Source organism: Streptomyces sp. NPDC127197, from assembly GCF_042672405.1.
GTDB classification, from domain to species: Bacteria; Actinomycetota; Actinomycetes; order Streptomycetales; family Streptomycetaceae; genus Streptomyces; species Streptomyces flavusporus.
Genome location: NZ_JBHXVG010000012.1, coordinates 47,089 through 69,770, shown reverse-complemented (window position 1 = coordinate 69,770; position 22,682 = coordinate 47,089). Strand labels below are relative to the sequence as shown.

Annotated in this window: 20 protein-coding genes and 1 pseudogene; 10 read left to right on the top strand and 11 right to left on the bottom strand. The window is 70.2% G+C overall.

The features are described from left to right. Nucleotides 1-798: a maleylpyruvate isomerase family mycothiol-dependent enzyme gene (locus tag ACFVJQ_RS20390; protein ID WP_385512881.1), complete on the top strand. Its 798-nt coding sequence runs from the start codon at nucleotides 1-3 to the stop codon at nucleotides 796-798. Between the two features lie 60 nt (nucleotides 799-858). Here ACFVJQ_RS20390 and ACFVJQ_RS20385 read toward each other — a convergent pair whose 3' ends face one another. From ACFVJQ_RS20385 to ACFVJQ_RS20355, 7 genes are all read right to left on the bottom strand, one after another. After that, the gene (locus ACFVJQ_RS20385) at nucleotides 859-1,563 is read right to left on the bottom strand and encodes an LAETG motif-containing sortase-dependent surface protein (protein ID WP_385785628.1); all 705 of its coding nucleotides are present in this window, start codon (nucleotides 1,561-1,563) and stop codon (nucleotides 859-861) included. A gap of 170 nt (nucleotides 1,564-1,733) precedes the next feature. Then, nucleotides 1,734-2,864, bottom strand: coding sequence for an LOG family protein (locus ACFVJQ_RS20380; protein WP_385785625.1), 1,131 nt, complete (start codon nucleotides 2,862-2,864; stop codon nucleotides 1,734-1,736). Between the two features lie 26 nt (nucleotides 2,865-2,890). Further along, nucleotides 2,891-3,298 carry a VOC family protein gene (locus ACFVJQ_RS20375; RefSeq protein ID WP_224735957.1) on the bottom strand — a complete coding sequence of 136 codons (408 nt, stop codon included), beginning with the start codon at nucleotides 3,296-3,298 and terminating at the stop codon, nucleotides 2,891-2,893. Nucleotides 3,299-3,394: 96 nt separating this feature from the next. After that, nucleotides 3,395-4,750 (bottom strand): hypothetical protein, encoded by a 1,356-nt coding sequence (locus tag ACFVJQ_RS20370; RefSeq protein ID WP_385512878.1) that lies wholly within the window; start codon nucleotides 4,748-4,750, stop codon nucleotides 3,395-3,397. Then, on the bottom strand, nucleotides 4,732-5,472 hold the full coding sequence (locus tag ACFVJQ_RS20365) for an ABC transporter ATP-binding protein (protein WP_385512877.1): 741 nt from the start codon (nucleotides 5,470-5,472) through the stop codon (nucleotides 4,732-4,734). Before ACFVJQ_RS20365 ends, ACFVJQ_RS20370 begins: the two co-directional genes overlap by 19 nt. A 189-nt stretch (nucleotides 5,473-5,661) precedes the next feature. Continuing rightward, nucleotides 5,662-7,044: an aspartate aminotransferase family protein gene (locus ACFVJQ_RS20360; RefSeq protein WP_385512876.1), complete on the bottom strand. Its 1,383-nt coding sequence runs from the start codon at nucleotides 7,042-7,044 to the stop codon at nucleotides 5,662-5,664. Continuing rightward, nucleotides 7,029-7,577: an Lrp/AsnC family transcriptional regulator gene (locus tag ACFVJQ_RS20355; protein WP_224740474.1), complete on the bottom strand. Its 549-nt coding sequence runs from the start codon at nucleotides 7,575-7,577 to the stop codon at nucleotides 7,029-7,031. The genes ACFVJQ_RS20360 and ACFVJQ_RS20355 overlap by 16 nt, the downstream gene beginning before the upstream one ends. A gap of 165 nt (nucleotides 7,578-7,742) precedes the next feature. Here ACFVJQ_RS20355 and ACFVJQ_RS20350 point away from each other — a divergent pair, with 165 nt between their 5' ends. Beyond that, nucleotides 7,743-9,182, top strand: coding sequence for a gamma-aminobutyraldehyde dehydrogenase (locus ACFVJQ_RS20350; protein ID WP_385512875.1), 1,440 nt, complete (start codon nucleotides 7,743-7,745; stop codon nucleotides 9,180-9,182). Between the two features lie 115 nt (nucleotides 9,183-9,297). Further along, on the top strand, nucleotides 9,298-9,831 hold the full coding sequence (locus ACFVJQ_RS20345) for a hypothetical protein (RefSeq protein ID WP_385512874.1): 534 nt from the start codon (nucleotides 9,298-9,300) through the stop codon (nucleotides 9,829-9,831). On the opposite strand, the gene ACFVJQ_RS20340 is transcribed toward ACFVJQ_RS20345, so the two are convergent. Next, entirely contained in the window at nucleotides 9,821-10,978 is a 1,158-nt protein-coding gene (locus ACFVJQ_RS20340) for a serine hydrolase domain-containing protein (protein WP_385512873.1), read from the bottom strand. The genes ACFVJQ_RS20345 and ACFVJQ_RS20340 overlap by 11 nt on opposite strands. A gap of 378 nt (nucleotides 10,979-11,356) precedes the next feature. On the opposite strand from ACFVJQ_RS20340, the gene ACFVJQ_RS20335 reads away from it, so the two are divergent. Beyond that, nucleotides 11,357-13,057 (top strand): sigma-70 family RNA polymerase sigma factor, encoded by a 1,701-nt coding sequence (locus tag ACFVJQ_RS20335; RefSeq protein WP_385785617.1) that lies wholly within the window; start codon nucleotides 11,357-11,359, stop codon nucleotides 13,055-13,057. 6 nt (nucleotides 13,058-13,063) lie between these two features. On the opposite strand, the gene ACFVJQ_RS20330 is transcribed toward ACFVJQ_RS20335, so the two are convergent. Then, the gene (locus ACFVJQ_RS20330) at nucleotides 13,064-13,750 is read right to left on the bottom strand and encodes a glycerophosphodiester phosphodiesterase (RefSeq protein ID WP_385785614.1); all 687 of its coding nucleotides are present in this window, start codon (nucleotides 13,748-13,750) and stop codon (nucleotides 13,064-13,066) included. 20 nt (nucleotides 13,751-13,770) lie between these two features. After that, nucleotides 13,771-14,936: pseudogene (locus ACFVJQ_RS20325) on the bottom strand (adenosine deaminase). A gap of 61 nt (nucleotides 14,937-14,997) precedes the next feature. Here ACFVJQ_RS20325 and ACFVJQ_RS20320 point away from each other — a divergent pair. Continuing rightward, nucleotides 14,998-16,143, top strand: a complete 1,146-nt coding sequence (locus tag ACFVJQ_RS20320; RefSeq protein WP_385785611.1) for a hypothetical protein — start codon at nucleotides 14,998-15,000, stop codon at nucleotides 16,141-16,143. Between the two features lie 2 nt (nucleotides 16,144-16,145). On the opposite strand, the gene ACFVJQ_RS20315 is transcribed toward ACFVJQ_RS20320, so the two are convergent. Next, nucleotides 16,146-16,733, bottom strand: a complete 588-nt coding sequence (locus tag ACFVJQ_RS20315) for an NADAR family protein (protein ID WP_385512869.1) — start codon at nucleotides 16,731-16,733, stop codon at nucleotides 16,146-16,148. A gap of 210 nt (nucleotides 16,734-16,943) precedes the next feature. Between ACFVJQ_RS20315 and ACFVJQ_RS20310 the strand changes: the two genes are divergently transcribed. From ACFVJQ_RS20310 to ACFVJQ_RS20290, 5 genes are read left to right on the top strand one after another with little or no spacing between them, the layout of a single operon-like run. Then, nucleotides 16,944-18,479, top strand: a complete 1,536-nt coding sequence (locus ACFVJQ_RS20310) for a gamma-aminobutyraldehyde dehydrogenase (protein ID WP_385512868.1) — start codon at nucleotides 16,944-16,946, stop codon at nucleotides 18,477-18,479. Between the two features lie 56 nt (nucleotides 18,480-18,535). Beyond that, nucleotides 18,536-19,780 (top strand): PotD/PotF family extracellular solute-binding protein, encoded by a 1,245-nt coding sequence (locus ACFVJQ_RS20305; protein WP_385512867.1) that lies wholly within the window; start codon nucleotides 18,536-18,538, stop codon nucleotides 19,778-19,780. Continuing rightward, complete coding sequence (locus ACFVJQ_RS20300) at nucleotides 19,777-20,940, top strand: ABC transporter ATP-binding protein (RefSeq protein ID WP_385785608.1); 1,164 nt, start codon at nucleotides 19,777-19,779, stop codon at nucleotides 20,938-20,940. Before ACFVJQ_RS20305 ends, ACFVJQ_RS20300 begins: the two co-directional genes overlap by 4 nt. Next, nucleotides 20,940-21,863: an ABC transporter permease gene (locus tag ACFVJQ_RS20295; protein ID WP_385785605.1), complete on the top strand. Its 924-nt coding sequence runs from the start codon at nucleotides 20,940-20,942 to the stop codon at nucleotides 21,861-21,863. The genes ACFVJQ_RS20300 and ACFVJQ_RS20295 overlap by 1 nt, the downstream gene beginning before the upstream one ends. Further along, the gene (locus ACFVJQ_RS20290) at nucleotides 21,864-22,664 is read left to right on the top strand and encodes an ABC transporter permease (protein ID WP_224737851.1); all 801 of its coding nucleotides are present in this window, start codon (nucleotides 21,864-21,866) and stop codon (nucleotides 22,662-22,664) included. Nucleotides 22,665-22,682 lie beyond the last annotated feature (18 nt).

Here is a 22,682-nt window from a genome sequence, read left to right as displayed (position 1 = left end):
ATGACGCACCTCGCACACGACCGGTACTGCGACGAGATCGCCCACCAGATGCGGTTGCTGAGGTCCGTGGTGACCTCCGGAGCCGATCTGTCCGCCACCGTGCCGACCTGCCCCGACTGGTCCCTGGAGCAGCTCGTACGGCATGTGGGCCGCGCCCTGCGCTGGGTGGAGCTGCTGGTGCGCACCCGGTCCGGGGAGGACATCCCGGAGGACCAGGTCCCGGGTGGCGGCGGGCCGGAGACCGAGGGGGACGCGGCCGCGCTGGACGCCTGGCTGGCCGAGAGCGGCGAGATGCTGGTCGGCACCCTGCGGGAGGCCGGGCCGGACGCCGAGGTGTGGAGCTGGGCCGGGATCCCCGACGCCGGTTTCTGGGCCCGTCGGATGACCCACGAGGTCACCGTCCACCGCGCCGACGCCACGCTCGCCGCGAAGCTGCCGTACGAGGTCGCGCCCGACGTGGCCGTGGACGCGATCGACGAGTGGCTGCAGATCGTCGAGTTCGTCCAGCGGACGGCTCCGCACGACACGGCACGGGAGTTGCGTGGGCCGGGCCGGAGCATCCATCTGCACGCCACGGACACCGGGCCGGAGCTGAACGCCGAGTGGGTGATCGAGCTCACCGAGGACGGGGTCACCTGGCGGCGCGGCCACGAGAAGGCGACGGTCGCGTTGCGCGGCCCGCTCACCTCCGTCCTGCTCGCCTTCTATCGCCGTCTGCCGCTGGACAGCCCCGAGGTGGAGGTGCTCGGCGAGCGGGAGCTGCTGGAGTTCTGGCTGGAGCGGGCGACGTTCGGCTGAGACGCGTGTGGCCCGCCCCGGGAACGGGACGGGCCACAGCCGGTCGGGCCGGACGGAGGATCAGCGGTCGCTGCTCGCCCCGCGGCGGCGCATGCCGAAGAACACCGCGCCGCCGCCGACGGCGACCAGGGCGGCCGCGATGCCGGCGATCAGACCGGTGTTGGAGTCGGCGCCGGTCTCGGCGAGGTTGGAGTCACCGGCACCGGCCGCGGGCGACGGAGCGTTGCTCGCGGTGTCCGCGGGCGCGCTGCTGCCGCCCTCCGAGGCCGTCGGGGTCGGGGTGTCGGACTCGGCCGGGGCCGAGGGGGTCGCCGACTCCGACGGCGTCTCGGACGGAGTCGGGGTGGGGCTCGGGGTCTCCTCGGTCGTGCAGGCGGTGGCCGGGGTGACCAGGTTCGGCTTGATGTCCTCGTCGACCTGGTTGCCGGCCTTGACGTGGATGCGGTACGTCGCGCCCGGCTTCCAGTCCTCGGTGAAGGTGATCGTGACGCCCTCGCGGGAGCCCTTGACCACCTGCTTGCCGACGAGCCGCTCGTCGGCCCCGTTGTTCTCGAGGTAGACGGAGACGGTCGCCGGGGTGCCGGCCGGGTCCTTGTCGGTGACCGTGATGACGCCCTTGGTGCCGTCGCACTCGGCCGCGGCCGAGAACTCACTGATGTTGCAGGCGAGCGCGTTGCCCGCGGCGCCGAGCGCGAGCGCGGCAGAGGCGGAGACGACACCGAGGATGCGCACGGAACGGCGTGCGTTACGGCGAGTTATGGACACGTTTGTCCTTCATGGGATGCGCGTAATGCGGGGGGTTTGAGGGGGAGATGAGGCGACAGTCCCTAGTCCCTGCCGATGCTCACCACCCCCAGGAGACTCACAGGTTTATAAGCGCTCCATAAGGAGTGTCAATCCGTCTGCGCATCATGACGGTTGGCTTTGCCCGCTTATTAACCGCCGAGACGTTTCAACGCCGCCGGAGCCTCCTCGATCCCGTCGACCAGGGCGATCCGGGCCTCCATCGAACGCTCCCGCGCGAGCGCTCGGAGCAGCGGCCATGTCGGCAGCTTCTCCGTCCAGTGGGCGCGGTTCACCAGGACCATGGGGGTGGGCTCGCCGCGGGACTCGTAGTAGTTGGGGGTCGCGTTGTCGAATATCTCCTGCACGGTGCCGGCGGCGCCCGGCAGGAAGACCACGCCCGCGGTGCAGCGGGCCAGCAGGCCGTCCTCGCGGGTGGCGTTGGCGAAGTACTTGGCGATGTGCGCGGCGAACGGGTTCGGCGGCTCGTGGCCGTAGAACCAGGTGGGGATGCCGACGGAGGGGCCGCCGTCCGGCCAGCGGCCGCGCACTTCGAAGGCGGTGCGTGCCCAGTCGGTGATCGACGGGGTGAACTCCGGTGTCTTGGCGAGGAGTTGGAGGGCGTCCATGAGCATCTCGTCGCCGTACGGAGCGGCGTACGCGCCGAGGTTCGCCGCCTCCATCGCGCCGGGGCCGCCGCCGGTCGCGACGGTGAAGCCCGCGCGGGCCAGCTCCCGCCCGAGGCGGGCCGCGCCCGCGTAGGCCTCCGTGCCGCGAGCCATCGCGTGGCCGCCCATGACGCCCACCACGCGGGCGCCGGTGAGGAGTTCGTCCAGCGCGTCGGAGATGGCGTCGTCGTGGACCGCGCGCAGCATGGACGCGAAGACGTCGCCGTCCGCCTTCGTCTCCTGGAGCCAGGCGTACGACCGGGCGTCCGGCGTGGCCTCGTAGCCCTGGTCGAGCGAGTCGAACAGCTCGTCGGGGGTGTAGGCGAAGCCGCGGTACGGGTCGAAGGGGAGGTCCGGGACGGGCGGGAAGACCAGGGCGCCGGCGGCGCGCACCCGGGTGGCCGCAGCCTCGTCCATCGGACAGCCGAGGAAGACGGCGCCCTTGGTGTCGACGGACAGCAGTGCGTCCGTACGGTCCGTCAGATCGACGGCCTGGACGCGGAAGTGGGCGAGTGTCCCCTGCACGGCTACGACCTCGTCGAACTCGGCGAGGGACTCGATCTCACGGTCGTGGGAAGCGGTGTGGGGCGCGTGGGCGGGTGGTGTCGGCTGCACCCGCCCATGCTAGGCATGCGTGCGGCTCAGCCCTCGACGGCCGCCGGGTCCATCCACATGACCTCCCAGGTGTGGCCGTCCAGGTCGTCGAAAGCGCGGCCGTACATGAAGCCGTGGTCCTGGACCTGTTCCGACGCCGTGCCGCCCGCCGCCACCGCCTTCTCGACCAGCTCGTCGACCTTCTCGCGGCTCTCGGCGCTCAGACAGATCAGCACCTCGCTGGTCCTCGTGGCGTCCGCGATCTCCTTCTTCGTGAACGTCGCGTAGAACGGCTTGGTCAGCAGCATCGCGACGATCGTGTCGCTGATCACGACGGACGCCGCGTTCTCGTCGCTGAACTGCGGGTTGAGCGTGTAGCCGAGCTCCGTGAAGAACTTCTTGGAGGCGTCGAGGTCGTTCACGGGCAGGTTCACGAAGATCATCTGCTGGTACATGTGTCGTCTCTCCCATCGGGCTTGTGCCGTTCGGTGGGGTAGACCCGAGGGCCGTCGGAAACTCATCGGCGGTCGGAGAATTTTTCCGTACGAGCTTCAGTGGGCCAGCGGCCGGGCCGCGAGCTCGGCGACGAACACGGCCAGCGGGCCGAACACCGCGAGGAGGGCGCCGGCGCGGAGGGTGGCGGCGCCACGCAGCATCGTGGCCGGGGCGCCGAGGCGCAGCAGGGCGGCGGTGGTGTCGGCGCGGACGTGCTTGGCCTCGACGGCGGCGGTGAGCAGGGTGGCGAGCGTGCAGCCCGCGACGAGGAGGACGCCGAGGGTCGTCAGCGGGCCGAAGGCCGGGCCGTCCGGGTCGTGCAGGGTGGCCACGGCGTACGCGGCGGACCCGGCCGCGCAGACGACGCCGACGGGGCGGCCGATGCGGGTGGCTTCCTCCATGAGGACGCGGCCGGCGAGGAGGCGCACGGCGCCGGGGCGGGCTGCCTGGAGGAGGTGGCCGCAGAGGTGGGTGAGGCCTGGGCCGGCCAGGGTCAGGCCCAGGGCGGCCAGGGCCCAGCCGAGGAGCAGGCCTGCGGGACCGCTGGGTGGGCTGCCGGGCATGGAGAGGCCGGTGGTGCTGGTGTGGGCGGTGTAGGCCTCTGCGGCCAGGCCGGCGGCGAGGGTGGCGATGCCCCAGGGGAGAGTGGCGGTGGGATGGGGTGGGGTGCGGGTGGGTGTGGGTACGGTCGGGGCGCCGGGGGTATCAGGTGCCCAGTGTGTGGCTGAGGGGTTGGTCGCGCTGCCCGGCGCTTGCGGGGTGCCTCCCCCAGAGGGGGGACCCCCAGCGCCCACCCTCCCCCACTCTCGACTTCGCTCGAGCGGGGGGACCCCCATCGCCCCAGCGGCACGACTGCCCGCGGCTCGGCGGGATGGGCGGGTTGGGCGGGACGGGTGCCGCGGGTCTCGGGGGCGTAGGACCAAGGCGACCGACAGGGATGCGGCTGCCGGGATCAGGGTGAGGAGGGTCAGGGTTGCCGGGAGGGGGAGTGGGGTGCCCGCGGCGAGGAACTCGGTCGCCGCTCCGTCGAAGGGCATGCCCGTGAGGTCGCCGCGCAGGTGGAGGAAGAACAGCAGGGCCAGCATCGAGCCGAGGGCCGTGGACAGGGCCGTCGTCGTGGCCGAGAAGGCCATCTGGCGGGCCGGACCGAGGCCGATCGCCGAGAGGCCGTCGCGCGGCCGGGTGCAGGGATCGGTGCGGGCGACGGCCACCGCGAAGTGGACCGTGGCGGCCGCCGGCACCGCACACCAGGCCAGACGGAGGACGGATGCGGCCGGCGTGTCCGGGTGGCTCATCGCGTGGCCGAGGGTGCACAGCAGGAGGAAACCGGTCCCGGCCGACGCCGCAGCCACCAGGAGACGGCGCAGCTGGACGGCCGGGTGGGCGCGGCGGGTCAGACGGAGAGCGAGCACGCGGCCCGGCCTTCCGTCTCGGGGACCGGCGGCAGGTGCACGGTGTTCACGCGCCGCCCGTCGAGCAGGGAGACCGTGCGGTCGGCGAGCGCCGCGGTCTCCGGGTCGTGGGTGGCCAGGACCACCGTGATGCCGTGCGAGCGGGCCGCCGTGGTGAGCGTACGCAGCACGTGCCCGCGGTCGGCGCGGTGCAGCGGAGCGGTGGGCTCGTCGGCGAACAGGACCGTCGGGGAGGGGGCCAGCGCACGGGCGATGCAGACCCGCTGCCGCTCGGCCTGGCGCAGTTGGTGCAGGCGCCTGCGGGCGCTGTCGCCGATGTCGAGACGCTCCAGCCACTCCAGGGCGACCTTCTTGGCACGTCGGCGGCTGGTGCCGCGCAGCATCAGGGGGAGCGCGGCGTTCTCCCAGACGTTCAGCTCGGGGACCAGGACGGGGGCCGGGTCGATCCAGCCGAAGCGGTCGCGGCGCAGCCGTTCCCGGGCGAGGGGACCCATCCTGTGCACGGGGACGCTGTTGAACCACACCTCGCCGCTCCCGGCCCGCAGCAGTCCGGACAGGCAGCCCAGAAGCGTGCTCTTGCCGCTGCCGCGGGGGCCGCTGACGGCGAGGATCTCGCCCTCCTGGACGCCGAGCGAGACGCCTTGCAGCGCAGGGGAGCCGTCGTGGTGCTGGAAGTGCAGGGCGCGTGCCCAGAGCACGTCGTTGTCCGGCGGGGCCACCATGGGCGTACTCCTCAGTTGATCCGCTTTCCTGTGCCAAGTCCCCCAAGCGGGGGAACGAAGGCTGGGCCGATCGGTCACTGGCACGCTAGGTACTCAAAGGAGCCGGGCCGGACAGCACACAGCCCCGGGCCGCCGTTTCTCACTCGAACGGACGGCACCGGGGCCGTATTTGATCACAGCGTCAGTTGATCAGAGCTTTGTCCACGCCTCCGTCAGCGTCGCGCGCAGGATCTGCTCGATCTCGTCGAACGTCTCCTGGTTGGAGATCAGCGGCGGGGCGAGCTGGACGACCGGGTCACCGCGGTCGTCGGCACGGCAGTACAGGCCGTTGTCGAAGAGGGCCTTGGAGAGGAAGCCGTACAGGACGCGCTCGGTCTCCTCCTCGTTGAAGGACTCCTTGGTCGCCTTGTCCTTGACCAGCTCGATGCCGTAGAAGAAGCCGTTGCCGCGGACGTCGCCGACGATCGGCAGGTCGTGCAGCTTCTCCAGGGTGGCGCGGAACGCCCCCTCGTTGTCGAGCACGTGCTGGGTGAGGTTCTCGCGCTCGAACAGGTCGAGGTTGGCGAGGCCCACGGCCGCGGAGACCGGGTGGCCGCCGAAGGTGTAGCCGTGCAGGAAGGTGTTGTCGCCCTTGTAGAACGGCTCGGCCAGGCGGTCGGAGATGATGCAGGCGCCGATCGGGGAGTAGCCCGAGGTCATGCCCTTGGCGCAGGTGATCATGTCCGGGACGTAGTCGAACTTGTCGCAGGCGAACATCGTGCCCAGGCGGCCGAAGGCGCAGATGACCTCGTCCGACACCAGCAGCACGTCGTACTTGTCGCAGATCTCGCGGACCCGCTGGAAGTAGCCGGGCGGCGGCGGGAAGCAGCCGCCGGCGTTCTGCACCGGTTCCAGGAAGACGGCCGCGACCGTGTCCGGGCCCTCGAAGAGGATCTGCTGTTCGATCTGGTCGGCGGCCCAGCGGCCGAAGGCCTCGGGGTCGTCGCCGAAGATCGGGGCGCGGTAGATGTTGGTGTTCGGGACCTTGTGCGCGCCCGGGACCAGGGGCTCGAAGGGGGCCTTCAGGGCCGGCAGACCGGTGATGGACAGGGCGCCCTGCGGGGTGCCGTGGTAGGCGACCGCGCGGGAGATCACCTTGTGCTTGGTGGGCTTGCCGGTGAGCTTGAAGTACTGCTTGGCGAGCTTCCAGGCGGTCTCGACCGCCTCGCCGCCGCCGGTGGTGAAGAAGACCTTGTTGAGGTCGCCCGGCGCGTGGTGGGCCAGGCGCTCGGCCAGCTCCACGGCCTTGGGGTGGGCGTAGGACCACACCGGGAAGAACGCCAGCTCCTGCGCCTGCTTGAAGGCGGTCTCGGCGAGCTCGACCCGGCCGTGACCGGCCTGGACCACGAACAGACCCGCGAGACCGTCGAGGTAGCGCTTGCCCTTGTCGTCGTAGATGTAGGTGCCCTCGCCCCGGACGATGGTGGGAACGGGGGAGTTCTCGTACGAGGACATGCGGGTGAAGTGCATCCACAGGTGGTCGTACGCGGAGCGGCTGAGGTCCTTGGTACTCACGGTTATCGGGTTCCCCACATATAGGTCTGCTTCTTGAGCTTGAGGTAGACGAAGCTCTCGGTGGAGCGCACGCCGGGCAGGGCCCGGATGCGTTTGTTGATGACGTCCAGCAGGTGGTCGTCGTCCTCGCAGACGATCTCGGCGAGGAGGTCGAACGAGCCCGCGGTCATCACCACGTACTCGACTTCCGACATGCCGGTCAGCGCGTCGGCCACGGACTCCGTGTCGCCCTCGACGTTGATCCCGACCATCGCCTGCCGGCGGAAGCCCACGGTGAGCGGATCCGTGACGGCGACGATCTGCATCACGCCCTGGTCGAGCAGCTTCTGGACGCGCTGGCGCACGGCCGCCTCGGACAGGCCCACGGCCTTGCCGATGGCGGCGTACGGCCGGCGGCCGTCCTCCTGGAGCTGTTCGATGATGGCGAGGGAGACGGCGTCCAGCTGCGGACTGCCGTTCCTGGGATCGCGAGAGGACTCGCGGGAGGACTCACGGATGTCGCGTGAGTTCCTCTGGTCTGCGCTTCGACTGGCCACGAGCTCACTCTGCACGAGGACTCGTCGGTTTTGCAAGGCCAGATCGATGAAATCCGTTGTCTATGAGCTTGAAGCTTGCGGATTTCGCAGGTCTGGCGCGTCGGGGGGTGTTGAAACCGTGGGCTTACGGATTAGGGTGGGTGTCTCAGTGATTGGACACCCGAACTTGGAGGGCCGGCAGTGAGCACCGAGCTGCGTCGTCTGCGCAACTACATCGACGGAGAGTTCCGGGACGCCGCCGACGGACGGACCACCGAGGTGGTGAACCCCGCGACCGGCGAGGCGTACGCCACCGCGCCGCTGTCCGGGCAGGCCGACGTCGACGCCGCGATGGCGGCCGCCGCCGCCGCGTTCCCGGGGTGGCGGGACACCACGCCCGCCGAGCGGCAGAAGGCCCTCCTGAAGATCGCGGACGCGTTCGAGGAGCGTGCCGAGGAACTGATCGCGGCCGAGGTGGAGAACACGGGCAAGCCCATCGGGCTGACCCGCTCCGAGGAGATCCCGCCGATGGTCGACCAGATCCGCTTCTTCGCGGGCGCGGCCCGGATGCTGGAGGGCCGCTCGGCCGGTGAGTACATGGACGGGATGACCTCGATCATCCGCCGTGAGCCGGTGGGCGTCTGCGCGCAGGTCGCGCCGTGGAACTACCCGATGATGATGGCCGTGTGGAAGTTCGCCCCGGCGATCGCCGCGGGCAACACGGTGGTGCTGAAGCCCTCGGACACCACCCCCGCGTCGACGGTCCTGATCGCGGAGATCCTCGGCTCGATCCTGCCCAAGGGCGTCTTCAACGTCATCTGCGGCGACCGCGAGACCGGCCGCATGATGGTCGAGCACCCGATCCCGGCGATGGCCTCCATCACCGGTTCCGTGCGCGCGGGCATGTCCGTCGCCGAGTCGGCCGCCAAGGACGTCAAGCGGGTCCACCTGGAGCTGGGCGGCAAGGCACCGGTCGTCGTCTTCGAGGACACCGACATCGCCAAGGCCGTCGAGGACATCTCCGTGGCGGGCTTCTTCAACGCCGGGCAGGACTGTACGGCCGCCACCCGCGTCCTCGTCCACGAGGCGATCCACGACGAGTTCGTACAGGCCCTCGCCAAGGCCGCCGCCGACACCAAGACCGGACAGCCGGACGACGAGGACGTGCTGTACGGCCCGCTGAACAACCCCAACCAGCTCAAGCAGGTCGCCGGCTTCATCGAGCGGCTGCCCGCCCACGCCAAGGTCGAGGCCGGCGGTCACCAGGTCGGCGACAAGGGCTACTTCTACGCCCCGACCGTTGTCTCGGGCCTCAAGCAGGACGACGAGATCATCCAGAACGAGGTCTTCGGCCCGGTCATCACCGTCCAGTCCTTCACCGACGAGGACCAGGCCACCGAGTGGGCCAACGGCGTCGAGTACGCCCTCGCCTCCTCCGTCTGGACCAAGGACCACGGCCGCGCGATGCGCATGTCCAAGAAGCTCGACTTCGGCTGCGTGTGGATCAACACCCACATCCCGCTGGTCGCCGAGATGCCGCACGGCGGCTTCAAGAAGTCCGGCTACGGCAAGGACCTCTCGGCGTACGGCTTCGACGACTACACGCGGATCAAGCACGTGATGACGTCGCTGGACGTGTAAGTCGCCGGTTGAACGTGGCCCCGGACGGAGGACGGACCGTCCGGGGCCGCGGTGTGTCCGGGGTGCTCCGCCCAAGTGTTTTGAACATGTTCAATTCCAGGACTACGCTCCCCTCATGAGCGACAGAGCCGCCCTGCTGAAGGGCATCCGTGCCTGGTTGGTCTTCTTCATCGTCTGCCTGGTGCTCAGCGGCGCCACGGCCTTCCCCCTCGTCCACGAACTTCGCTGGACCGAGGACCTGTTGCGCGCCCTGTCCGTGCCGGAGCATCTGCCCGGACTCATGGACTGGATCGAGCGCGTCCGGCGCGGGCTCGACGCCGCCGACGCCGACTACCCGTTCCTGCTCTACGGCACGGACTGGCTGGCCTTCGCCCACCTCGTCATCGCGGTCGCCTTCTACGGCCCCTACCGCGACCCCGTCCGCAACATCTGGGTCGTCGAGTTCGGGATGATCGCCTGCGCGGGGATCATCCCGCTCGCCCTCATCTGCGGGCCGATCCGCGACATCCCCTTCTGGTGGTCGGTGATCGACATGTCGTTCGGCGTCTTCGGGGTGATCCCGCTGTACGTCGTACGGAAGAAGATCAAGCGGCTGGAGGCGCTGACCGCGCCTTGGGCACCTCCAGCCGCCGCCGTCGTCAGCGGTTGAACGCCGGGAAACCGAAGCGCTGGACGATGGCCAGGCCGTCGCCCTTCGCGTCGGTCGAGTTGACGGAGTAGACCAGTGTCCGGGACAGGTCACGGGTGGCCGCCACGACCGTGTGATAGCCGGGGCGGGATCCCGTCTTGCCCCAGATCTCCCGCCCGTTCAGCTCGAAGCGCTCCAGGCCCATGCCCATCGTCGCCCCCGGCAGGTCCGGGACCGTGAACATCTGCGTCAGCTGCGGCTCGGGCACGACACGGCCGCGGAACAGGCCCACCAGCAGCCTTTCCAGGTCCGCCGTGGTCGAGATCATGTCGCCGACCGCCCAACGGTCGGACATGTTCCAGTCCGTCACGTCCACCAACTCTCCGTCGATCCAGTCGTACCCGCGGTTGTGCGGGCCGTGGACGCGGGGGTCCGGGCCGGCGGGGAAGGAGGTGTGCCGCATGCCGAGGGGGCGGAAGATCCGTACGGCCGCCTGGTGGGCGTACGAGTAACCGGTGACCTTCTCGATCAGCATGCCCAGCACGGTGTAGTGGATGTTGCCGTACCGCTGGTGTTCGCCGGGGGCGTGGTCGGGGTCGGGGCCCTTGGCGACCGACGCGGCCACCACTTCCTCGGGAGTCAGCGTCTCGAAGCGGTGCTCGTAGCCGTCGTCGACGTTCTCGCCGAGGGACGCCCCCGGCTGCAGCCCGCTCGTGAAGTTCAGCAACTGCCGTACGGTGATGGGCTCGAAGTCCTCCGTCAGCAGCCCCGGCAGATACTGCTGCACCGTGCCGTCGAGGGAGATCCGCCCCTCGGCGGCGAGTTGCAGCACGATCGCCGCTGTCACGATCTTCGTCGTCGAACCGGCCCGGAAGCGCGCTTTCTCGAGCGCCGGCGCCCCGGTTTTCACGTCACGCACCCCGGCCACTCCGTGCCAGCTCCCCTTGCCGCCCACGCGGATCAGCGCGGCCGTCGCGTCCTTGTCGGGCAGTCCGGCGAGCGCGGCGCACAGCGCCTTGACGTCGGGACCGGCCGGATCGGCGGCCTCGATCGCCTGCGCGCTGCACGACGACGCGGGCCGCGCGGAGGCCGTACCGGCCAGCGGCAGTGCGGTCAGGGTCAGGGCGAGCGCGGAGGTGAGGAGGGCCGGGAGGGGGCGTACGGGCATCTGCTGCTCCTGAAGTCGGTGGGACGTCCGGTGGAATGTCCGTGATCATCGTCGGGCCGTACGGCCCCGGCCGGATCGTCGGTGAGGAGGGCCTGCGACCCTGGGGAAGCCCGGGGCAACTGCCGTACAAAAGCCGGGTGTTGTAAGGGGTCGCCCCTACGGGCCCCGGTCGGCGACGCTCCCCGCCGTCCGTCACCGAAAGCCGCCCGTCGCCGAAAAAGTGTTATCCGCCCCCGCTTCACCGCGTCTCCACTCGCGTCCCTCATCCCCCCACATCCCGGGAGCCGCCCCCATGTCCCGCCCGTACCCGAAGTGGAATGTGACCTCCGACATAGCCAAAAGTGCTGGTCAGGCTGAGAAGGTGCGTACGGGCAGCAAGTGAGCCGGGAGAGGACGTACGTGGACGAGGGAGCCGGCAGGCAGTGGCGCTCCACCATCGCGGCGGCGCAGGCCGGTGACCGGCATGCGCTGGACGAGCTGGTCGAGGGCTGGCTGCCGCTGGTCTACAACGTGGTCGGGCGCGCCCTGAACGGCCATGCCGACGTCGACGACGTCGTCCAGGAGACCATGCTGCGCGCCGTCGACAACCTCGGCTCGCTGCGGGACCCGGACAGCTTCCGCTCCTGGCTCGTCGCCATCGCCATGCGGCAGATACGGGACCGCGCCCGCCGTAAGCAGCCCGCCCACCTCGAGGAGTCGGCCGCGCACGAGGCCACTGACTTCGCCGAACTCACCGTGCTGCGGCTGCAGTTGGAGGGGCAGCGGCGTGAAGTCGCGGAGGCGGTGCGCTGGCTGGACGACGAGGACCGGCAGTTGCTGTCGCTGTGGTGGCTGGAGGTCGCGGGCGAGCTGACCCGGCGCGAACTGGCCGCGGCGGCCGGGATCAGCCGGCAGCACGCCGCGGTGCGCGTCCAGCGGGTGAAGGAGCGGCTGGAGACGGCGCGCGGCATCGTACGGGCGCTGGACGGCGCCTGCCCCGATCTGCGCGAGCTGACCGCCCGCTGGAACGGCCGTCCCGACTCGGTCTGGCGCAAGCGGCTGGCCCGGCACATCAGGGGCTGCGGCTACTGCGGCGACACCCGCGAGTCCGTCGTACCGGCGGAGCGCCTCCTCGTCGGCATCGCGCTCGTCCCGATCCCGGTCGGCTTCACGCTGTCGCTGGCCCTCGGCGGCAAGACGGCGGTCGCGGCCACGGCCACGGCGACCTCCGTCGGCTGGTCCGCGAAGGTGATGGCCGCGATCACCCAGCCCGCCGTTGCGGTGACGGCCGGCGCGACGATCGTCGCGGGCGGCGCGTACGTCGTCACCCAGACCCCGGACGCCCCGCCGCGTGCGGTCGCCCCCACGGCGTCGAGCACGGCCCGACCGCCGTCGTCCCCGGTCCCTTCCGTGACCCCGTCGGCCACGCCTTCACCGTCGCCGTCGGTGACGCAGCGGAAGGTCGAGCTGTACGGCACGGTCGTCGACGCCGTCGACCGGGCCCCGGACCCGAACGCCCGCCCCACGGCCCTGCCGCGCCGCCCCGAGTCCGGCATCACCAGCACCTGGGGTGCGAGGGCCGTCATGCAGCACCGCGGCGAGAGCGTGACGCTCAGCGGGCAGGGCTATGTTCTGGTGCGCTGGCAGATCGCGCCGCACGACCGGCCCGGCGGGCTGACCATGCCGACCTGGACCGGCCTGAAGGGCAGGATCTTCCACGTTGCCTCCGGTGGCGGCCGCCGCATGGACGACGTCACCGGGGAGGCCGCCGACGGCGGCCCCGTCACCGGCATGGGCGGCCCGGACACCGGCTACACCGTCCTGCCCGACGGCACCCAGCAGATGTGGCAGAACGAGTACTTCTACGTCGACGGCACCGTCACCCTCAACCAGAACGAGCGCGGCGCCTCCTACGGCCTGACCGTCTTCCCGTCGAGCTGGAACGCCGTGAACGAGGACATCAACTCCGGGCCTCCCGAGGGCGCGAAGCGCTACGGCCTCGTCCGCGACACGGGCAAGGACGACACTCCCGTACCGCAGTACGTCACCCGCACGACCCCGGCCGACCCGGCGACGGTCCCTCAACGGTCCCGCGTGTAGCGCGGGTCAACGGAACGTGCGCAGCGCGCACAGGGCGTCGATGCGGTTCGTGGTGATCGAGTCGGCGCCCATGTCGAGGAGCCGGCGCATGGCGCGTCGGGTGTCGGGGGTCCAGACGGACAGCAGGTAGCCGTCACGGTGGACGCGGGCCGTGAGGTCACGACCGACCAGTGAGAAGCGGTAGTTGAGCCAGCGCGGGCGTACCGCGTCCAGCAGTGCGGGGCGCGGCGGGGCCAGCGTCGTCCAGGTCAGGGCGATCTCGGCGGCCGGGTCGGCGGCGCGCACGGCGAGCATGGCGGAGGGGCCCGCGCAGTAGTACACGCGGTCCTGGGCCCCGCAGTCGCGCACGACGTCCACGACCCGGCGCGCCGCCCGCACATCGGGCGTGCCCGGCAGGTCGAGCATCACCCGGCTCCCGTCGGTCGCCGTGAGCGCCTGGGCGAGTGTCGGCACCGCGCCGTCGGTGAGCCCGTGCACCTCGTCCGCCGAGAGTGACAGCAGCGGCCGGTCGTGCTCCCACAGCCGCTTCAGCGTCTCGTCGTGCAGCAGCACGGGGACGCCGTCCCGGGTGAGCCGTACGTCGATCTCGACGGCGTCCGCGCCCAGTTCGAGCGCGGTGCGCAGCGAGTCGACCGTGTTCTCGGGATGGTGGTAGGGGGCGCCGCGGTGGGCCACGGCGGTCACGTTCGGCATGGGGTCAATTCTGGTGGTGGTCAGGACGCGAGCCATTCCGAGGTGTAGGTGTCGATCTCGGCCGCCAGGCGCGCCTTGCCGGCCTCGTCCAGGAAGGACGCCTCGACCGCGTTCTTCGCGAGGTCGGCGAGACCCCGCTCGTCGAGGTCGAGGAGCCGGGCGGCCACGGCGTACTCGCTGTTGAGGTCGGTGCCGAACATCGGAGGGTCGTCCGAGTTGATCGTGACGAGGACGCCGGCGCGGGTGAACTCCTTGATCGGGTGCTCGTCGAGGGTGCGGACCGCGCGCGTGGCGATGTTGGAGGTCGGGCACACCTCCAGCGGGATCCGGTGCTCGGCGAGGTGCGCCAGCAGCTTCGGGTCCTGTGCGGAGCTGGTGCCGTGCCCGATGCGCTCGGCGCGCAGGTGCGTGAGGGCGTCCCACACCGTCTGCGGGCCGGTCGTCTCGCCGGCGTGCGGCACCGAGCGCAGCCCTGCGGCGATGGCCCGGTCGAAGTACGGCTTGAACTGCGGCCGGGGTACGCCGACCTCGGGCCCGCCGAGTCCGAACGACACCAGTCCCTCGGGGCGCACCTTGTCGTCGGTGGCGAGCCGCGTGGTCTCCTCGGCGGCCTCGAGACCCGCCTCGCCGGGGATGTCGAAGCACCAGCGCAGTACGGTCCCGAAGTCGGCCTCGGCCGCCTTGCGGGCGTCCTCGATCGCATCCATGAAGGCCTGCTCCTCGATGCCGCGCCGGGTGGAGGAGAAGGGAGTGATGGTCAGCTCGGCGTACCGCACCTGCTGCCGGGCCAGGTCCCGGGCCACCTCGTACGTCAGCAGCCGGACGTCCTCCGGGGTGCGGATCAGGTCGACGACGGACAGGTACACCTCGATGAAGTGCGCGAAGTCCGTGAACGTGAAGTAGTCGACCAGGGCCTCGGGGTCGGTGGGCACCTTGGAGTCGGGGTGACGGGCGGCCAGTTCGGCGACGATCCGGGGAGAGGCGGAGCCGACGTGGTGCACGTGCAGTTCGGCCTTGGGCAGTCCGGCGATGAAGGCGTGCGGGTCGCGGACGCCGGGTACGGCGGATACGGCGGCGTGGTCGGTCAAGGTTCCTCCCCGGGAACGGCGTCCCCGGCCGCGGGTGGCGGCGGGACGCGGGTGATCGGCTGATCGATGACTCGGGGATCATCGTATGCCGGGCCCACACGGCAGATGCCAGGGCCGTAGCATGCTTCACGGCACGCACGACAGAGGGGATCCCCGCGCATGTCCGACGACAGGCAGCCGCCGGCAGCGCCGGAGGCCAACGCCGCGCCCGCGTCGGCGGGCCGGGACGACGGCGTATCCGGTGCGGCGGCGAGCGGTGCAGTCCCGGGTGGTGCGGCGCCCGGCGGTGCAGTGCCCAGTGATGCGGTACCCCGCGACCCGTGGGCGCCGCCGGAGCGGTCGGCGTACGACGGGGCGCCCGAGGCCGTGTTGGACAGCGGTGCCATTCCGGAGGTCCAGCAGGACCGGGACACGGCGTTCGGCATATCGCAGGTCGGCGAGGCGGTGCCCCTCGTGCCGTCGGACGGGGAGGCCTCGCCATCGCCGCGGACCCCGCACGATGCGGACGCGGCCCGGCAGGGCACGGCGCCGCAGGTCCCCCTCGACAAGCACCCCGCCGCAGCTCCCAGCCCTGAGCCGAATCCCTGGGCACCCCCGGCGAACGACGTCATGGGCGGCCCCGGCGACACGATCGCGTCGAGCGGACCCGCCACCCCGGCCGGCCCCTCCGTCCACGACCAGCAGACGATCACGTCCCTGCCCGCCGCGGACAGCCCCCCGGCAGCCCAGGCCCCGCAGGGATGGGCAGCACCGACCGCCCCGTCGACGGGCGCACCCCAGCAGGCGTGGGCCGCCCCGACCGTGCCGCCCAGCTCAGGCGGCCCGCACGATGCGTTCCCGCCGTCGGCCCCCGCCGCCGGCAACCCGTTCGCCGCGCCCACCGCAGGCGTCCCGCACCCCCAGGACGGCGCCGTCCCGCCTCCGCCCATAGCCCCCGACGGTCCCGGCCAGGTCCCGTACGGCTACCCCGGCGGCCACGGCTACCCGGGCGGACCCGGCTACGGCGGCCCGCCCACGCACGGCGCCCAGGGTTACTACGGCTGGCCCGGTGCACAGGCGATGCCCAGCAACGGGCTCGGCACGGCCGGGCTCGTGGTCGGCATCGTGGCCGCCGCCGGCTTCTGTCTGTGGCCGGTGGCGATCATCCTGGGCATCCTGGGCGTGATCTTCGGTGCGGTCGGCCGCAGCAGGGCGAACCGCGGCGAGGCCACCAACCCCGGCCAGGCCCTCGCCGGGATCATCTGCGGCACCGTGGGCATCCTCCTCGGCGCCGGCTTCGGCATCCTGGTGCTCATGGCTCCGTAGGGCTACGACCCGGCGTTCCTTTCAGCGCTCCGCAGCCTCTCCCGCGCCTCCATCAACGCGAACCCCAGGAGATTCGGCCCCCGCCACCGCTCCGGATCCGACGCCGCCTCGTCGTCCGCGGCGAGTCCGATGCCCCAGATCCGGTCCACGGGACTCGCCTCCACCAGCACCCGCTCGCCAGTGTTGAGCAGGTACTCCCGCAGATCGGCATGCGCGCCGAACTTGTGGACGCTGCCCTCGACCACGATCCCGAAGCGCTCGCGCTCCCATATCGACTCGTCGAAGCCGCGCACGAGCCGCCCCGCCTTCTTCGCCTGCGCGGGATGCGCAGCCGCCAGCACCCGGCGCTCCGCCTCCGCGTCCTCGAACAGTCGCGCCTTGGCGGCCATCATCCAGTGCTCCGCCGTCGCGTACTCCACGTCGTCCACCGTGAACGGCGACGGCCACCACTGGCTCAGACAGCTCGGACCCACCCGCCCGTCCGACCGTGGCCGGTGCCCCCAGAAGTGCAGATACTTGATGTGCGCCCCCGCGCGGACCTCCCTGACCAGGGTGTCCACGGAGTCGATCTTCCCCGTGATCCTCTCCATGCATGCGAGTCTGGCAGGCACCACTGACAGTCCGTCCCTCCTTTTCCATGCCGACTCGACACCTGGTCGACAGATTCCGTCGCGTAACCAAAAGGCAACAACGGAATCACTTGTTGGACGCCCTTGGCTCTGTCAGGATCGGCACTCAAATCGAGCTGGAGCTACGCCACCCACCCCGTGAGCAGCGGGGCGACGGCGGAGGAGAGCGACATGCACAACCCGGGAAGGACCACCCCGGAACGATTCCCCGCCCAGGACCGTTTCGCGGACGGCGCGCAGTACATCGCCGGCCGTCTGACGAAGGGCACGTCCGGTCGTACGCACACGGTCGTCGACCCGGCCACAGGTGAGGACGTGTACACCTACGAGCTGGCCGGCCCGGACGATGCGGACGCGGCCGTCGCCGCCGCGCGTAACGCCTTCCCCGGCTGGTCCGGCGCGACCCCCGGCGAGCGTTCCGACGCGCTGCACCGCTTCGCCGCTGTACTCGCCGACCGCGCAGAGGACTTGGCCCGCGCCGAGTCCCTGCAGTGCGGCAAGCCGCTGAAGCTGACCCGTGAGTTCGACGTGCCGGGCACGATCGACAACACCGCCTTTTTCGCGGGTGCCGCCCGGCACCTTCAGGGGCAGTCCGCCGGCGAGTACTCCGGCGACCACACCTCGTACGTCCGCCGTGAGCCCATCGGCGTCGTCGGCTCCATCGCACCCTGGAACTACCCCCTCCAGATGGCCGCCTGGAAGATCCTCCCGGCGATCGCCGCGGGCAACACGATCGTGCTGAAGCCCGCCGAGCTCACCCCGCTGACCTCCCTCCTCTTCGCCCAGGCCGCCACCGACGCCGGAATCCCCGACGGTGTCATCAACATCGTCACCGGCACCGGCAAGGAGGCCGGCGAGCACCTGGTCGGCCACCCCGACGTGGCCATGACCTCCTTCACCGGCTCCACCGCCGTCGGCAAGCGGGTCGCCGAGATCGCCACCGCCACCGTCAAACGGCTCCACCTGGAGCTGGGCGGCAAGGCACCCTTCGTGGTCTTCGACGACGCCGACCTGGAGGCGGCCGTCCACGGCGCGGTCGCGGGCGCCCTCATCAACACCGGGCAGGACTGCACGGCCGCCACGCGCGCGTACGTGCAGAGGCCGCTCTACGAGGCGTTCGTCGAAAAGACCGCCGAACTGATGGAAACCGTCCGCCTGGGCGACCCCTTCGCCCCGGGCACCGACCTGGGCCCCCTTGTCTCCCATGCTCAACGCGACCGCGTCGCCGGGTTCGTGGACCGGGCACGTGCCTACGCGCGCGTGGTGACGGGCGGCGAGGCACCCCAGGGGGATCTCGAGAATGGTGCGTACTATCGCCCCACCCTCGTCGCGGACGCGCCCCAGGACAGCGAGATCGTCCAGTCCGAGATCTTCGGACCGGTCCTCGTCGTCCTGCCCTTCGACACCGACGACGAAGGCATCCGGCTCGCCAACGACACCCCGTACGGGCTGGCCGCGTCCGCCTGGAGCCGGGACGTCTACCGCGCCAACCGTGCCACCCGCGAGATCAAGGCGGGCTGTGTGTGGGTCAACGATCACATCCCGATCATCAGCGAGATGCCGCACGGCGGGTACCAGCAGTCCGGCTTCGGCAAGGACATGTCCGCGTACTCGTTCGAGGAGTACACCCAGATCAAGCACGTCATGTTCGACAACACGGCGGTGGTCCGCAAGGACTGGCACCGCACGATCTTCGGGGACCGATAGCCACAACAGGCCGCCTGACCCGCGGTCGCCGACCCTCCCGAAAGGGCACCACGCGCATGGAGCAGTACGAGCCCGACCGCCTGTCCGCGGCCCAAGCGGCCGCCATGCGGCGCAGCCTGCGCAGCGGCAGGGCCTCCCTCACCCGCCGTTCCCTGCTGCGCGCCTCCGCCGGCGGCGCGCTCACGGTCGGCGGCCTCGGGGCGCTGAGCGCCTGCGGCATCCCCCCGGCGGCGAAGACGTCGGGAGTGTCGTCCGAGGACCACTCGGCGAAGGAGAAGACCGTCAACTTCTCCAACTGGACCGAGTACATGGACGTCGACGAGAGCGAGAAGCGCCACCCGACACTCGACGAGTTCAAGCGGCGCACCGGCATCACGGTCAAGTACACCGAGGACATCAACGACAACGTCGAGTTCTTCGGCAAGATCAAGCCGCAGCTCGCGGCCGGTCAGGACACCGGCCGTGACCTGATCTGCGTGACCGACTGGCTCGCCGCGCGCCTCATCCGCTTCGGGTGGGTCCAGAAACTGGACCCGTCCAACCTGCCGCACGCGTTCGCCAACCTGTCCCAGCAGTTCCGCAGCCCCGACTGGGACCCGGGACGGGCGTACTCGTACCCCTGGACCGGCATCTCCACGGTCATCGCCTACAACAGGAAGGCGCTGGACGGCGTCGAGGTGAAGTCGGTCTCCGACCTGCTCGACAACCCCAGGCTCAAGGGCCGCGTCGGCTTCCTGTCCGAGATGCGCGACAGCGTCGGGATGACGCTGCTCGACATGGGCAAGGATCCGGGCAAGTTCACCGACGACGACTTCGACGCGGCGATCGCCCGTCTCCAGAAGGCCGTCGACAAGGGTCAGATCCGTCGCTTCACCGGCAACGACTACACCTCGGATCTCACCAAGGGCGACTTCGCGGCCTGCCTCGCCTGGGCCGGTGACGTCGTCCAGCTCAAGGCCGACAGCCCCGACGTCGACTTCCTCATCCCGGACAGCGGATACATGACGTCGACGGACAACCTGCTGGTGCCCAACAAGGCCCGGCACAAGACCAACGCCGAACGTCTCATCGACTACTACTTCGAGCCGAAGCCGGCCGCGCAGCTCGCCGCGTACATCAACTACGTGTGCCCGGTCGACGGGGTGAAGGCGGAACTCGCCAAGATCGACGAGGACGCGGCGAACAACCCGCTGATCATTCCCGACCAGGAGATGGCCGCCAAGTCTCGTGCCTTCCGCTCCCTCAGCTCGAAGGAAGAGACGGCCTACGAAGAGAAGTTCGCGAAGCTCACAGGGGCGTGACGACGATGACGACGACCAACAGCAGCGGCGACGTCCGCCTCTCCGGAATCAGCAAGACCTACGGCTCCTTCACCGCCGTACACCCACTGGACCTGACCGTGCCGCAGGGCTCCTTCTTCGCCCTGCTCGGCGCGTCCGGCTGCGGAAAGACCACCACCCTGCGCATGATCGCGGGCCTGGAGGAGCCGACGTCGGGCACCGTCTCGCTCGGCGACCAGGACGTGACCCATCTGCCGCCGTACAAGCGGCCGGTGAACACGGTCTTCCAGTCCTACGCCCTCTTCCCGCACCTCGACATCTTCGAGAACGTCGCCTTCGGCCTGCGCCGGCGCGGCATCAAGTCGGTGAAGAAGCAGGTCGAGGAGATGCTCGACCTGGTCCAGCTGGGCGAGCAGGCCCGCAAGAAGCCGCACCAGCTCTCTGGCGGCCAGCAGCAGCGCGTGGCCGTCGCCCGTGCGCTGATCAACCACCCCAAGGTGCTGCTCCTCGACGAGCCCCTCGGCGCCCTCGACCTGAAGCTGCGCCGCCAGATGCAGCTGGAGCTCAAGCGCATCCAGACCGAGGTCGGCATCACCTTCGTCCATGTCACGCACGACCAGGAGGAGGCCATGACGATGGCCGACACGGTCGCCGTGATGAACGCGGGCCGCGTCGAGCAACTCGGCGCCCCCGCCGACCTGTACGAGAACCCGCGGACGACGTTCGTCGCCAACTTCCTCGGCACCTCCAACCTGATCGAGGCCGAGGTCGACACCAGGAGCGGCGAGGAGATCGTCCTCAAGGCGGGCGGCGGCAAGCTCACCCTGCCGTCGGAGCGCTGCTCGGCGCCCACCACGACCGGCGGCAAGGTGCTGGTCGGCGTACGCCCCGAGAAGATCTCCCTCACGCACGCCGACGACGCCGGCGAGATCCCGGACGGCCGCAACCGCGTCACCGGCAGGATCGCCGACGCCAGCTTCATAGGCGTCTCCACGCAGTACGTCATCGACAGCCCCGCCGGCCCCGAACTCGCCGTCTACGTCCAGAACGTCGACCGCGACACACGCCTCACCCCCGGCGCCGAGGTCGTCCTGCACTGGAGCCCGGCGCACACCTTCGGCCTGGACGCGTCCCAGGACATCGAGGCGGGCGTGGAGAAGGTCGAGGAGGAGACCTCCTGATGGCCGCTGTCACCGAAGCGCCACCTCTGGCGCCCGTTCCGGCGAAGAAGCCGCCACGCAAGAGGGGCCGCTGGACGCCGTACCTGCTCCTGCTGCCCGGCATCCTCTGGCTGCTGGTCTTCTTCGCGCTGCCGATGATCTACCAGGCCTCCACGTCCGTGCAGACGGGCTCCCTGGAGGAGGGCTACGAGGTCACCTGGCACTTCGCCACCTACTGGAACGCCCTGTCCGAGTACTGGCCGCAGTTCCTGCGCTCGGTCCTCTACGCCGGCACCGCGACGATCCTGTGTCTGCTGCTGGGCTACCCGCTGGCGTACCTGATCGCGTTCCGCGCGGGCCGCTGGCGGAACCTGATCATGATCCTGGTGATCGCGCCGTTCTTCACCAGCTTCCTGATCCGTACGCTCGCCTGGAAGACGATCCTCGCGGACGGCGGCCCGGTCGTCGGCGCCCTGAACTCCCTGCACGTCCTGGACGTCACCAGCTGGCTCGGCATCACCGCCGGCGACCGGGTGCTGGCCACCCCGCTGGCGGTGGTGTGCGGTCTGACGTACAACTTCCTGCCGTTCATGATCCTGCCGCTCTACACCTCCCTGGAGCGCATCGACGGCCGGCTGCACGAGGTCGCGGGCGATCTGTACGCGCGCCCCTTCACGACCTTCCGGAAGGTCACCTTCCCGCTGTCGATGCCAGGCGTCGTCTCCGGCACCCTGCTGACGTTCATCCCGGCCGCCGGTGACTACGTGAACGCCGATCTGCTCGGCTCCACCGACACCCGCATGATCGGAAACGTCATCCAGTCGCAGTTCCTGCGGATTCTGGACTATCCGACGGCGGCAGCCCTCTCCTTCATCCTGATGTTCGCGATCCTCATCATGGTGACGCTGTACATCCGCAAGTCCGGCACGGAGGATCTGGTTTAAATGGCCTTCGTCAACTGGCTCAAGCGCCATCTCGTCGTCATTGCGGGACTGTTCACGCTCGGATATCTCCTGCTGCCGAACGTCGTCGTCACGGTGTTCTCCTTCAACAACCCGAAGGGCCGTTTCAACTACGAGTGGCAGGAATTCTCCACGGAGGCCTGGACCGATCCGTGCGGCGTCGCCGATCTGTGCGGCTCGCTCTCGCTCAGCCTCCAGATCGCGCTCTGGGCGACGCTGGGCGCGACGATCCTGGGTGCGATGATCGCCTTCGCACTGGTGCGGTACCGCTTCCGCGCGCGCGGGGCCGTCAACTCGCTGATCTTCCTGCCCATGGCGATGCCCGAGGTCGTCATGGCGGCCTCGCTGCTCACCCTCTTCCTCAACATGGGTGTTCAGTTGGGGTTCTGGACGATCCTGATCGCCCACATCATGTTCTGCCTCAGCTTCGTCGTGACGGCCGTCAAGGCACGGGTGATGTCGATGGACCCGAGGCTGGAGGAGGCCGCCCGGGATCTGTACGCCGGCCCGCTCCAGACCTTCGTCCGGGTCACCCTGCCGATCGCGGCTCCCGGAATCGCCGCGGGCGCGCTGCTCGCCTTCGCGCTCTCCTTCGACGATTTCATCATCACCAATTTCAACGCGGGCTCGACCGTCACCTTCCCCATGTTCGTGTGGGGCTCGGCGCAGCGCGGAACGCCCGTTCAGATCAATGTCATCGGTACGGCCATGTTCCTCATCGCCGTACTGCTCGTACTGGCCTCCATGGTCATCAGCAGCCGACGCACCAGGCAAAAGGCATAAACCCTGTAGGGAGTTGAA